This is a genomic window from Mycobacterium sp. NGS39, from assembly GCF_059812765.1.
In genome coordinates this window covers 1-13685 of the sequence record NZ_JCALDH010000013.1, presented here as the reverse complement: position 1 = coordinate 13685, position 13685 = coordinate 1, and the positions used below count along the sequence as shown (strand labels likewise).

At 65.3% G+C, this 13685-nt stretch carries 6 protein-coding genes; 3 read left to right on the top strand and 3 right to left on the bottom strand.

What is annotated here, in order from left to right:
- Window positions 1–19: 19 nt before the first annotated feature.
- Window positions 20–1759 carry an AMP-binding protein gene (locus AC5Y39_RS17595; protein ID WP_500020391.1) on the bottom strand — a complete coding sequence of 580 codons (1740 nt, stop codon included), beginning with the start codon at window positions 1757–1759 and terminating at the stop codon, window positions 20–22.
- Between the two features lie 212 nt (window positions 1760–1971).
- Between AC5Y39_RS17595 and htpG the strand changes: the two genes are divergently transcribed.
- On the top strand, window positions 1972–3903 hold the full coding sequence (htpG, locus tag AC5Y39_RS17590) for a molecular chaperone HtpG (protein ID WP_500020389.1): 1932 nt from the start codon (window positions 1972–1974) through the stop codon (window positions 3901–3903).
- A gap of 261 nt (window positions 3904–4164) precedes the next feature.
- Window positions 4165–10494 (top strand): sulfolipid-1 biosynthesis phthioceranic/hydroxyphthioceranic acid synthase, encoded by a 6330-nt coding sequence (gene pks2, locus AC5Y39_RS17585; protein ID WP_500020387.1) that lies wholly within the window; start codon window positions 4165–4167, stop codon window positions 10492–10494.
- Between the two features lie 40 nt (window positions 10495–10534).
- Here the strand turns inward: pks2 and AC5Y39_RS17580 are convergent, their stop codons facing one another.
- A complete protein-coding gene (locus AC5Y39_RS17580; protein WP_500020385.1) occupies window positions 10535–11281 on the bottom strand; it encodes a phthiotriol/phenolphthiotriol dimycocerosates methyltransferase in 747 nt (248 codons plus the stop codon).
- Between the two features lie 697 nt (window positions 11282–11978).
- On the opposite strand from AC5Y39_RS17580, the gene AC5Y39_RS17575 reads away from it, so the two are divergent.
- Window positions 11979–12770 (top strand): GAP family protein, encoded by a 792-nt coding sequence (locus tag AC5Y39_RS17575; protein ID WP_500020383.1) that lies wholly within the window; start codon window positions 11979–11981, stop codon window positions 12768–12770.
- 47 nt (window positions 12771–12817) lie between these two features.
- Here the strand turns inward: AC5Y39_RS17575 and AC5Y39_RS17570 are convergent.
- Window positions 12818–13685: thioesterase domain-containing protein (locus AC5Y39_RS17570; protein WP_500020381.1), on the bottom strand; the 868-nt coding region annotated here is incomplete at its 5' end.

Genomic DNA, 13685 nt, shown 5'->3' with positions numbered 1-13685 from the left:
CCCTGAGGGCGAGCAGGCGCTACGCGTCCAACCGCTCGAACTGGCCGTGCCGGTAATGCTCGACGCAGGTGGCCCGCCGCACCTTGCCGCTGGTGGTGATCGGAATGGAGCCCGGCGCCACGAGGACCAGATCCGCGACGGCAAGCCCGTGGGAGTTCGAGATCGCCGACGTGACTTCCCGCTTGATCGAGTCGAGCTGCTCGGCGACCTCGTCGGGCGTCTCCCCTCGCTTCTTGGCCTCGATGATCACGACCAGCTTTTCGGTGTGACTGTCCGGAACCGCGATCGCCGCGCAGCGGCCGCGGGTGATCTCCTGGATGGTCGCCTCGATGTCGTCCGGAGAGTGGTTGCGGCCGTAGACGATCAAGAGGTCTTTGATCCGGCCGATGACGAACAACTCGTCTTCGAAGAGGAAACCCGAGTCGCCGGTGCGCAGCCACGGACCCTCCGGCGTGCCGGCCGACGGAGCGACGATGTTTCCGCGGAACGTGTTCTCGGTCTCCTGCGGCTTGCCCCAGTAGCCCAACGCGACGTTGTCGCCGTACACCCAGATTTCGCCGACAGTTCCAGCCGCGCACTCGGTGTGCTTGTCCGGATCGACGATGCGGACCATCGGCGAGCGCGGCACCCCGTAGCTGACAAGCGGTGTGCCACCGCCGTTTTCGCTGCGCTGAGCGTTGCCGGCGGTCAGCTTCTCGGTGTCGAACCGCACGATGGCCGGCGGTTGGGTTGCGTCGCGCGTGGCTACATACACCGTCGCCTCTGCCAGACCGTATGACGGCCGGATCGCGGCCTCGGGCAGGTTGAAGCGAGAGAACCGCTGAGTGAAGCGCCGAAGCGTGGCCGGATGTACCCGCTCACTGCCGGTGGCGATGACGAGCACGTCGCTCAGATCGAGGCCGGCCATGTCGTCGTCGGAGGTCTTCTTGGCCGCGAGCTCGAACGCGAAGTTCGGTGCGGCCGTGTAGGCCTTGCTGTTGCGGGCGAGCAATTGAATCCATCGCGCCGGCCGCTGCAAGAAGGCCACCGGGCTGGTGAGCACCGCGTGAATTCCGGAGAGCACCGGCCCGCAGACTCCCAAATACAAACCCATGTCGTGGTAGAACGGCAGCCACGACACAATGGTGGTATCCGGCGGCGCAATTTTTCCGTAATGGCCGAAGTAGTCGGACATCACTTGCTCGAAATTCGCCAGCACATTTCTGTGCGACATCATGACGCCCGCGGGCGAACGGGTGGACCCGGAGGTGTACTGCAAATAGGCGGTCTCCGGGTAGTCGGCTTTGCGGGAGACCGACCCTGTCGGCCCGTCGAGATCCAGCAAATCCACCTCGATGACCGCCGGAGCGGATTGACCGCCTACCGCCTTGAGGTGTTCGGTGACGATCCCGGCGACTGACGACGTGGTGAGGACCACCGACGGCGACGCGTCCTGCATCACGGAGTCGACGCGGTCGTCGGCGGCGCCGCCCAGCGGAACCGCGAGCGGAACCGCGATCTGGCCCGCCTGCAGGGCGCCGAAGAACGACACGATGTACTCCAAGCCCTGAGGTGCCAGGATCAGCACCCTGTCACCAGGCGATCCGTGCTCGTCGAGCGCCCGCGCCACATTCAGCACACGCCGATACAACTGCGACCAGGTCAGGGTTTGGGCAACGCCTTCCCAGTCCTGGTCGTAGTCGATGTACGTGAACGCCTTCTCATTGGGCTGCAGACTGGCGCGCTCGCGCAGCACGTCAGTGAGGGAAGTCTGTGTCACGTGTATCAGGCTACAGTGGCCGTTGCCGGTGCACTCGGGAACCGGCAGCAAAGTCAAGTTGGCTACCTTAGTTGCCGTCGCCCCGGCGCCCGGCTGCCCTGCGTGCGCAAGCGGCGGCAGGGGCCGAGCCGCGGCTCGGGCGGCGTCCGGCCGATCAATGACGCTCGGTATTATTCGTTGCGGTACCGACACTTCTGTTGTGGGGGAATCGCATGCCTGCACACGCCGAGCAATTGGAGTTTCAGGCCGAGGCACGCCAGCTGCTGGATTTATTGGTGCACTCGGTCTACTCCGACAAGGATTCTTTTCTTCGCGAGTTGATCTCCAACGCCTCCGACGCGCTGGACAAACTTCGTCTTGAAGCGATGCGGAACAAGGACCTCGACGTCGACACCTCTGACCTCCACATCGAGATCGAGGTGGGCAAGGATCCGCGCACGCTCACCGTTCGCGACAACGGCATCGGTATGACGCGCGCGGAGGTGGTGGACCTGATCGGCACCCTGGCCAAGTCGGGCACCGCCGAAGTGCGCCAGCGGCTGCGCGAGGCCCAAAATGCCAGCGCCTCAGCGGAATTGATCGGTCAGTTCGGCATCGGCTTCTACTCGACGTTCATGGTGGCCGACAAAGTGGAGCTGCTCACCCGCAAGGCCGGCGAAAGCGAAGCCACCCGGTGGGTGTCCAGCGGGGACGGCACGTACACCATCGAATCGGTCGAGGACGCTCCGCAGGGCACGTCGGTCACCCTGTACCTCAAGCCCGAAGACAAAGAAGACCAGCTGCACGACTACACCGCGGAGTGGAAGATCCGGGAGCTGGTGAAGAAGTACTCGGACTTCATCTCCTGGCCGATCCGAATGCAGGTGGAGCGGCGCAGCCCGGCCACCGAGGAGGGCGGCGAAGAGACCGTCACCGTCGAAACGCAGACGCTGAATTCGATGAAGGCGTTGTGGGCCAAGCCCAAAGACGAGGTCTCCGACGAGGAGTACAAGGAGTTCTACAAGCACATCGCGCACGCGTGGGACGATCCGCTCGAGATCATCGCGATGAAGGGCGAGGGCACCTTCGAGTACCAGGCCCTGCTCTTCATTCCGTCGCACGCCCCGTTCGACCTGTTCACCCGGGACGCCAAGATCGGGGTGCAGCTCTACGTCAAGCGGGTGTTCGTGATGGCTGACTGCGACCAGCTCATGCCGCGATACCTGCGCTTCGTCAAGGGCGTGGTGGACGCAGAAGACATGTCGCTCAACGTTTCTCGGGAGATCCTGCAGCAGGACCGGCAGGTGACGGCCATCCGTCGGCGGCTGACCAAGAAGGTGCTGTCGACCATTCAGCACATGCAGGCGGAGCGGCCGGATGACTACCGCACGTTCTGGACGCAGTTCGGCGCGGTCGTCAAAGAAGGCCTGATGTCCGACGTCGACAACCGCGACACGCTGCTGCGCATCTCGTCGTTCGCCTCGACGCACAGCGAGGAGGAATTAACCACGCTGGCCGAATACGTGGAGCGGATGAAGGACGGCCAGACGCAGATCTTCTACGCCACCGGGCTCTCGCGCGAGCAGCTGCTGAAATCGCCGCACCTGGAAGCGTTCAAGGCCAAGGGCTATGAGGTGCTGCTGCTGACCGACCCGGTCGACGAACTGTGGGTGGGGTCGGTGCCCGAGTTCGACGGCAAGCCGCTGCAGTCGGTGGCCAAGGGCGAGGTGGACCTCGACTCCGAGGAGGAGAAGGCGGCCCACGAGGCCGAGCGCCAAGAGCAGCAGCGCGAGTTCGCCGACCTGCTGACGTGGCTGAAGGAAACCCTGAGCGAGCACGTGTCCGAAGTGCGGTTGTCCTCGCGGCTGACGGAGTCACCGGCATGCCTGATCACTCCGACCTTCGGCATCACCCCGGCGCTGGCGCGCATGTACCGCGCATCCGGCCAGTCGGTGCCCGTCGGCAAGCGAATCCTGGAACTCAACCCGAACCATCCGTTGGTGACGGGTCTGCACGAGGCGCACAAGGCGGGCGTTGACCAGTCGGAGCTGGCCGAGACGGCGGAGTTGCTCTACGGCACAGCTCTTCTCGCCGAAGGCGACATCCCCGAAGACCCGGCGAAGTTCGCCGGCCTGCTCGCGCAGCGCCTAGCCCGTACCGTGTAGCCACGAGAAACCGCCGTCCAGCAAACACAGCGACGGCATTTTGCTAGTGTCACTTCCGGGACGGATTCGGTGGATTTCGGGACAACTCGGCATGCGCGAAATTAACGTGGGCGGTTGTGACTGCCTGCTGAGGCGCGCCCGAAGCTGCTGAGGTGAGCAAGGGACCATCGCAACGCGGGTATCTTGGCCATCTTGCGCGGGCGGGGGTATCGAGCCTGGCGGGGGGCAACGGCAACTCAATGTTTGCTATGAGGAGGGCACATGGCTTCGGTCGGGACCGGGCATGATTCGTCGGGCTCGGAGTCAGCCGTAACGTCGTCGACGGGGCGCACCACACCGGTCACTCCGATCGCCGTGATCGGCATGGCGTGCCGGCTGCCCGGCGGTATCGACTCCCCGGACAAGCTGTGGGACGCATTGCTGCGCGGCGAGGATCTGGTCACCGAGATCCCGGCCGACCGCTGGGACGCCGACGACTTCTACGACCCCGAACCGGGGGTGCCCGGCCGGTCCGTCTCCAAATGGGGCGCCTTCCTCGACGACGTCGCCGGTTTCGACGCCGACTTCTTCGGCATCAACGAGCGCGAAGCCACCGCCGCCGACCCGCAGCACCGGATCTTGCTGGAAACCTCGTGGGAGGCCATGGAACACGCGGGACTGACCCGCGAGCGGATGGCCGACTCCCTCACCGGCGTATTCGTGGGGCTCACGCACGGCGACTACCAGCTGCTGGCCGCCGACGCCAACGCCGTCGAGCAGCCGTACGGCTTCACCGGCAACAGCTTCAGCTTGGCGTCCGGGCGGATCGCGTATGTCCTCGGGCTGCACGGTCCCGCGCTGACGGTCGACACCGCCTGCTCGTCAGGCCTGACCGCGGTGCACCTGGCCTGCCGCAGCCTGCACGAAGGCGAGAGCAACCTCGCGCTGGCCGGTGGTGTGACGCTGGCGCTGGACCCCCGCAAGTGGTCGGCCGGCTCGGCCGAGGGCATGTTGTCGCCCACCGGCCGCTGCCACGCGTTCGACGTCGACGCCGACGGGTTCGTGGGCGGCGAGGGCTGCGTCGTCGTGCTGCTCAAGCGCTTGGCGGATGCGCAGCGCGACGGCGACCGGATCCTGGCGGTGATCCGCGGCACCGCGGCCAACCAGGATGGCCGCACGGTGAACATCGCGACCCCGTCGCGGGCCGCCCAGGTCGCGGCGTACCGGGAGGCGCTGGCTGCGGCGGACGTGGACCCGGCGAGCGTCGGCATGGTGGAGGCGCACGGCACCGGAACGCCCACCGGCGACCCCGTCGAATACGCCAGCCTCGCCGAGGTATACGGGGTCGACGGGCCCTGCGCCCTCGCCTCGTCGAAGACGAATTTCGGGCATACCCAGTCGGCCTCCGGCGCCCTGGGACTGATGAAGGCCGTGCTCGCCCTGCAGCACGGTGTGGTTCCGCAGAACCTCCACTTCAATCGCCTGCCTGACAAGATGGCGACGATCGAAACCAATCTGTTTGTGCCGCAAGAGAATACGCCCTGGCCGACGAACGGCCGGGGGCCGCGGCGCGCGGCCGTGTCGGCGTACGGCATTTCGGGCACCAATGTGCACGCGATCCTGGAGCAGGCCCCGGAGACGGCCGAGACCGCTGCGCAGGCACCGCAGACCGAGCCGTCGGCGGAGTCTTTGCTGTTCCCGTTGTCGTCCACCTCGCCCGACGAGCTGCGCCGCACCGCCGGCCGGCTCGCCAACTGGGTTCAAACGCACGATGTTTCGTTGCCGGATCTCGGCTACACGCTCTCGCGGCGCCGCGTGCACCGACCGGTGCGCACCGGCGTGATCGCGAGCAGCCAATCCGAGCTCGTCGAGGCCCTGCGGGAGGTCGCCGAGGGCGACGCGCCCTATGAGCCCGCGGTCGGCCACGACGATCGCGGCCCGGTGTGGGTGTTCTCCGGCCAAGGGTCGCAGTGGAAGTCGATGGGAGCACAGCTCCTCGCGACGGAGCCGGTGTTCGCCGCGACCGTCGCCAAGGCCGAGCCGGTGATCGCCAGCGAGTCCGGGTTCTCGGTGACTGAGGCGATGACGTCACCAGAGGTGGTGACCGGCCAGGAGCGCATCCAGCCGACCCTGTTCACCATGCAGATCGCCATGGCCGAGACCTTGAAGTCATACGGGGTGCGGCCGGGTGCGGTGATCGGGCATTCCCTCGGTGAGGCCGCGGCGGCCGTCGCGGCGGGCGCGCTGTCGCTGGAAGACGGGTTGCGGGTCATCTGCCGCCGGTCCCGGATGATGAACCGCATCGCCGGCAACGGCGCGACGGCGTCGGTGGAATTGCCTGCACAGCAAGTGCTTTCAGAGCTGATGGCCCGCGGCATCAACGACGTGGTGGTGGCGGTGGTGGCCTCGCCACAGTCCACAGTGATCGCCGGCGACGCCCAGAAGGTCCGCGAGATGATCGCGGTGTGGGAGCAGCGCGACGTGATGGCCCGCGAGGTCCCCACCGACGTCGCGTTCCACTCGCCGCAGGTGGATCCGATCCTCGGCGATCTGACCGACGCCCTGAAGGATCTGCAGCCGCGCAAGCCTGAGGTCCCGTTCTACTCGGCGACCCTGTTCGACCCCCGCGAAGAGCCGGTGTTCGATGCCGGCTACTGGGCCGACAATGTGCGCCGCATGGTGCGGTTCGCCACGGCAGTGCAGGCCGCGCTCGAGGACGGGTACCGCGTGTTCGCGGAAGTGTCTCCGCATCCGCTGCTCACCCGCGCGCTTGACCAGATCGCTCGCAGCGTCGACGTGCCGCTGGCTGCGGTGGCGAGCATGCGCCGCGAACAGAACATGCCGCACGGGCTGCGTGGCGTCGTCGCGGACCTGCACAGCGCAGGCGCCCGGATCGACTTCTCCGTGCTGTATCCGACGGGCCGCCTGGTGGACGCGCCGCTGCCCAGCTGGACGCACCGTCACCTGTGGTTGAGCGGCGGTGGGCAGGACGCCCCGATGCACGGCGCTTACACGTTGACGGTCCACCCGCTGCTCGGTGCGCATGTGCGCCTGCAGGAGGAACCCGAACGGCACGTCTGGCAGGGCGAAGTCGGTACCGCCGCCCATCCGTGGCTGGGCGATCACCAGATTCGCAACGTCGCGGTGCTGCCGGGCGCCGCCTACTGCGAGATGGCGCTGGAGGCCGCACGAGCGGTGCTGGGCGAGTCGTCGGAAGTTCGCGACATCCGTTTCGAGCAGGCGCTGCTGCTCGACGAGCAGACCACCGTCGGCGCGTCGGCGTCATCGTCGGCACCCGGTGTCGTCGAGTTCACGGTCGAGACAAGTCAGGGCGGGGAGACTGCGCGGCAGGCCAGCGCGACCCTCACGGTCGCCGAAGACCAGCAGCCTTCTGCGCACGACATCGCCGCTCTTCTCGCGAAGAACCCCGAACGCGAAGACGGCGACGAGGTCCGCCGGCGCATGGACGAGCGGGGTATGCATTACGGCCTGGCATTCAGCGGACTGGGTGCGGTCCACACCGGCGACGACCAGACCGATGTGGTGCTGGCCGAGGTCGCTCTGCCGCGCCAGATCCGCTCGCAGCAAGACGCCTACACCGTGCACCCCGCGCTACTGGATGCCTGCTTCCAGTCGGTCGAGGCCCATCCGGCGGTTCGCGCGTTGGGTGAAGGGGTGCTCGGCTTGCCGTTGGGAATTCGCCGGCTGCGGTCCTACACCGCTGCCCGCAACGCGCACTACTGCTGCACGCGGGTGACGAAGGCGGACGCTTCCGGTATCGAGGCCGACATCGACGTGCTCGACGAACACGGCGCCGTGCTGCTGTCGGTGCAGGGGCTGCGCTTGGGTACCTCGGTGTCCGAGGAGGGCCGCCGCGACCGGGTGCTGGCCGAGCGGTTGCTGACCATCGAATGGCAGCACCGACAGCTGCCGGAGATCGAGCACGCCGAGGCCGGATCGTGGTTGCTGATCAGCACCGTCAACACCGACCACGTGGCCACCGCGTTGACCGATGCGCTGAAAAACCTTGGCGGGCAGTGCACCTCGATGTGCTGGCCGTTGAATGCCGACCACGCCGCCAACACCGAGCAGCTCGCGGCGCATCTGCGCGGCGGCGGCTTCACCGGGGTGGTGGTGCTCACCGGACCGAAGAACGGCGACGCGGACAGTGAAGCGCCTTCGCTCGGCCGTGAGTATGTGCAGCATCTGGTGCGCATCATGCGTGAACTGCCGGAGATTGCAGGTGAGCCGCCCCGCTTGTTCGTCGTCACCCGAAATGCCCAAGCTGTGCTGCCCGGCGAGCAGCCCAACCTCGAGCAGGCCGGACTGCGCGGGTTGATCCGGGTGATGGGCACCGAGCAGGCGCACTTGCGTCCCACTCAGATCGACCTGGACGACGACAGCGACGCCGAGCAGCTGGCGCATCAGCTGATCAGCGAGTCCGAAGAAGACGAGACCGCCTGGCGTGGCGGTGAGTGGTTCACCGCGCGGCTGTACCCCACTCCCCTGTCCCCGGAGGAGCGTAAGACGGCGGTCGCCGACAACGAGCGCGACGGGATGCGGCTGCAGATCCGCACGCCGGGTGACCTCGAGTCGCTGGAACTGGTGGCCTGCGACCGCGTTCCGCCCGGGCCGGGTGAGATCGAGGTTGCGGTCACCGCGTCGAGCATCAACTTCGCCGACGTGCTGGTGGCGTTCGGCCGTTACCCCGCTTTCGACGGTCGGCTGCCACAGCTTGGCATCGACTTCGCCGGAGTGGTGACCGCGGTCGGGCCCGGCGTGACCGACCACAAGGTCGGCGACCGCGTTGGCGGTCTGTCCGCCAACGGCTGCTGGGGCACGTTCATCACGTGCGACGCGAACCTCGCCGTCACATTGCCCGACGGTCTGGGCGACGCCGAGGCGGCCGCGCTGACGATCGCGACCGCCACGGCCTGGTACGGGCTGAACGATATGGCCCGCATCAGGGCCGGCGACAAGGTGCTGATCCATTCCGCCACCGGCGGTGTGGGCAAGGCGGCGATTGCGATCGCTCGCGCCGCCGGCGCGGAAATCTTCGCGACCGCCGGCAGCGAACAGCGTCGACAGTTGCTGCGGGACATGGGAATCGAGCATGTCTACGATTCGCGCAGCCTGGAGTTCGCCGACGGGATCCGCCGCGACACCGACGGGTACGGCGTGGACATCGTGCTCAACTCGGTGACCGGTGCCGCCCAGCGCGCGGGCCTGGAGCTGCTGGCATTCGGTGGGCGATTCATCGAGATCGGTAAGCGCGACATCTACGGCGACAGCCGGTTGGGCTTGTTCCCGTTCCGGCGCAATCTGTCGTTCTATGCCGTCGACCTGGCGTTGATGTCAGTGAGCCATCCCGATCGGGTGCGCGAACTGCTCAAGACGGTCTATGAGCTCACCGCCCAGGGCAAGCTGCCGATGCCGGAGACCACGCACTATCCGCTTGCCGACGCCGCCACCGCGATTCGGATGATGAGCGGCGCCCAGCACACCGGAAAGCTGATCCTGGACGTTCCGCGTTCGGGTCAGAGCACGGTTGTGGTGCCGCCGGAGCAGGTTCCGGTGTTCCGCGCCGACGGTTCCTACATCGTCACCGGCGGCCTGGGCGGCTTGGGTTTGTTCCTCGCCGAGAAGATGGCCTCGGGCGGTGCCGGTCGGATTGTGCTCTCGTCGCGTTCCCAGCCGGATCAGAAGACGCAGGAGACCATCGAGATGATCCGCTCGATGGGCTCCGACGTGGTGGTGGAGTGCGGCGATATCGCCGAACCGTCGACGGCGGAGCGCTTGGTGTCGGTGGCGACGGACACGGGTCTTCCGCTGCGAGGCGTATTGCACGCAGCCGCGGTGATCGAGGACGCGACACTGGCCAACATCACCGACGAGCTGGTCGAAAGAGATTGGGCGCCAAAGGTGTACGGTGCGTGGAATCTGCACGCCGCCACCGACGGCCAGCCGTTGGATTGGTTCTGCGCGTTCTCCTCGGCGGCCGCACTGGTGGGCTCCCCGGGACAGGGCGCGTACGCGGCGGCCAACAGCTGGCTGGACGCTTTCACGTTGTGGCGGCGGGCTCAGGGTCTTCCGGCCACCGCGATCGCGTGGGGCGCCTGGGGCCAGATCGGGGTAGGCACGGCGCTGGCCGAGGGAATGGGTACGGCGATTGCGCCCGATGAGGGGGCGTACGCGTTCGAAACGCTGTTGCGCCACGAGCGGGCCTACACCGGCTATGCGCCGATCACCGACGCGCCGTGGTTGTCGGCGTTCGCTCAGCAGAGCCCGTTCGCCGAGGCGTTCCGCGACACCGGCCAAAAAGGTTCGGGCACAAGCAAACTGCGTGCTGAGCTGGACGAGCTGCCCCTCGACGAGTGGCCGACCCGGCTGCGGCGTCTGATCTCCGATCAGGTGAGCCTGATCCTGCGTCGCAGCATCGACCCGGACCGTCCGCTCGCGGAGTACGGGATGGACTCGCTGGGTGCGCTGGAGCTACGTACCCGCATCGAGACCGAGACGGGCGTGCGCATCAGTGCCACCGACATGTCGACGACGATTCGGGATTTGGCGGGGCAACTGTGCGAGAAGCTGGCGCCAGCGAAAACCGGCTGAGCGCAGGCGGTTTCGCGCCCGCGGCGAGATAACCGCCTGCTCAGTCCTTGGCCAGGCAGTACATGCGGTACGGGGTTTGACCGGTTTTGAAGCCCTCGTAGATCTTGCGGTGCATCGAGTGGCTGATGGGGCGAACAAGCTTCGGCAGCCGCTTGTCGACGTCGTCCTGCGCCTGCTGCCAGTTTCGTTCCATGGCGCGCGCGACCTCGGTGCTGATGTCTCGTTGCGAGACGATCCGCAGCGGCGCGGCCGCCAGGTCGGCCTCCCACTTGGGAAGGCCTACGGGTCCGCGGGCATCGGTGTAGAGCAGGTGCCCACCGGGTTTGAGCACGCGGGCTACCTCGGCAAGGAAACGTGGGAAGTCGGGATAGTGCTGTGAGGATTCGATGTTGATGACCGCGTCGAACGATTCGTCGGGGAACGGCAGGTTCTGGGCGTCGCCTTGAACGAAGTCGAGGCCATCGATTTGATGCTTCCGCCGACAGAACTCGATGCCGGCCGGGTTCAGGTCGAGGCCTGTGTACGAGGCCGGGTGCAGGGTTCGCATGATGAACGAGGCGCCTCCCCCGTGGCCGCAACCGACCTCCAGCACCCGCTTGCCAGAAATGTCGACCTGCGTTGCCGTGGCGTAGTACATCTGGATCGCGTACCGGTTGCGCTCGTCGGCAGGGTCCAGCGGCAAGTTCATGGGCGGGTCTTCTTCGTACCCGTAGTTGATGAACAAGATGTCATCCCCGGCATACCGGCGAGTGACGATGGGATAGATGTACTTCTGGGTGCGGGTCATGCCCTTCTGGATTAATGTCACCGCCTTTTCCCGGAACTTTCCGGTCGGACGGCCAGCAACACGCGCATTTGCTGTCATACACCGGAGTATGGCAGGAGGAAACGATGGTTCGGTTAGTTTTGAACCTAATTTTTTGTACTAGCGGCCATTCTTCACGCCATCGGTTGGCAGGCCCAGTGCGGCTGTGTTGTCGCCGGGGTGGACCGTGGCGATGGCCGACTGGTTTGTCGGTGACCGACCTGGTTCTGAGTAGGTTCGCAGCGCCTACGGAGGCTCTTTCGCTTCAACCGTCAGCAAAGGTCACCCACCAGCGCCACCGTGGACCTCTGCCGGTTGCGAGGGGCGCACGCGAGCTAGGCGGTGCAGCCTACGACTCATTTGAGGCCGCAACAAGTCTTGCGGACACGTTTATACCGCTCATGGCGCAGACCTGGCGGAGCCACTAGCTTTGATCAGCTTGATAAGTGTTCTAGCTGTGCCTTTGCCTCGATTGACCGATCACCATCTTTCATCGCGGCAGCGCTGAACGAACCCCCGTACAGCCACCGCAGACTGGCTTGTGCGGTTCTACAGGCTCCAGTACGCTGCTCGAGCCCAGCGCTCACCATCTTTACGAACCACTGCCGCACCAGGCCTGGAACCCCTGCCCGACCCCAAAACAGCAAAAGGATGCTCCGGAGACGGTAGGGTGCTAGACATGTGGGGTTCCGTGCTGGGGTTCGCATGTCTTGCCGCGCTCAATCCAGTACGCCTCGGCCTGGTGCTACTGATGATTTCTCGGCCGCGTCCTGTGCAGAACCTGCTCGCCTACTGGCTGGGCAGCATGACGGTCTGTCTGTTCGACTCGCTGGTACCACTGATGTTGCTGCATTTCATGCCGACATTTCGCTCGTTTGAGCAGTATTTGTCGAGTCCCGCTAAGGGCTCGATTGTCCCCCACATTCAGATCGGCCTCGGATCTATGACCCTGGTCATCACCGCACTGCTCATCGTGCGCTTCCTTGCTGCTCAGCGGACAACCGTTCCGGCACATGCAGCCAACACTTCTACCCTGACGCTCGAATCGCACAGGCAGATTCCGATCTTGCGGATTCTTGGCCGCCCCCATGACGAGACGCTGGACGGCGCATCTGCTATGCGGCGGTTGCTCGGTCGCGCCCGCAATGCATGGGAGAACGGCTCTCTGTGGATCGCGTTTTTCATCGGCTTCTGGACCATGCCATTGGACGGCACTCTGTTTGTCGTTGCGATGATCGCCTCCTCCGGAGTCGCGATCGGCACGCAGGTTGCCGGCGCAATCGCGTTTGCCCTCGTGATGTATTCGGTCGCCGAGCTGATCCTCGTCGGATACCTGATCGCACCGGAGAGAACAGAAGCGGTACTGCGCCGGGTACACGACTGGGTGCTGGCGAACCGTCGCCGCATTCTTCTTGGTATCTGCCTATTGGTCGGGGTGTCGCTGATACTTCAAGGTATAAGCAAGCTTTGACCACTGAAGCGGGCGGAGCTTCTGAGCAGTCAGATTGAGCTCGATCGCTAGGTCTCTAATGCACGCTTGAGTCGTTCGCCGTACATCGTCAGTGATGTGGCGTTGAGCATCTCGTAATGTGTGCAGTCGACAGAGTATGTCGTGATCTCGCCGGCAACATGACGCCGCCACCTCTGCAGATGGGCACGCATCGCGAGTTTGGCTCGCAGCTCGGGGAACCTCGCACTCACCCGGGGAATGCGCGATGCGGAGAAGATCACCATGTCACCGTCGAAGCGAGGCGGTCTGTGCCTGAGCAGATGGCGTTGATTCGCTTTCATATTGTCGACCATGAACTCCACCAAGTGACGGGGCGGAAGTGCGGAATCGAGTGCTGCCTGCCCTGAAAGTAGTTGCTGCGCTTTCTCGTAAGTGAGCGGTCGGACGTCCTTCGGGATCACGATGCCGTTACTTCGCAAGATGTGGTCAAGGATTCGACTTTCATCCGCGCCTTGATTCCCTGCCAAAATCCGTTTGCCCGGGAAAGACGGGTCCAGCAAAAGCAGACGTTCGACCGTGCATCCCCGGCGTTGCAGCTCGACGGCAAGTGCGTGCGCCACGACACCTCCGAACGACCAGCCCAGAAGCTTGTATGCGGGCGAAGGGTGCACCGCTTGGAGCCTGTCCGCGTAGCGAGCCGCCATGGCGTTGATTGATCTTGGGTCAGCTTCGCCGTCACGGTTGACTTGGTTGATTCCGATAATCGGGCAATCGAGATAACGCCCTAATGACGCATATGACCAACTGAGCCCTAGACCGTCATGGATACAGCACAACGGAACACCCGTGCCGTCCTGGAGTATCTCCACAGGAGCAACTGCCCCCGTGTTCTCATGCCTATTGAGCTGCTGGCTCAAGCCTCTAACGGACGGAGTA

Coding starts and splice junctions, on each gene's coding strand:
- htpG (WP_500020389.1), top strand. CDS start 1,972: ATGCCTGCACACGCCGAGCAATTGGAGTTTCAGGCCGAGGCACGCCAG.
- pks2 (WP_500020387.1), top strand. CDS start 4,165: ATGGCTTCGGTCGGGACCGGGCATGATTCGTCGGGCTCGGAGTCAGCC.
- AC5Y39_RS17580 (WP_500020385.1), bottom strand. CDS start 11,281: ATGACCCGCACCCAGAAGTACATCTATCCCATCGTCACTCGCCGGTAT.
- AC5Y39_RS17575 (WP_500020383.1), top strand. CDS start 11,979: ATGTGGGGTTCCGTGCTGGGGTTCGCATGTCTTGCCGCGCTCAATCCA.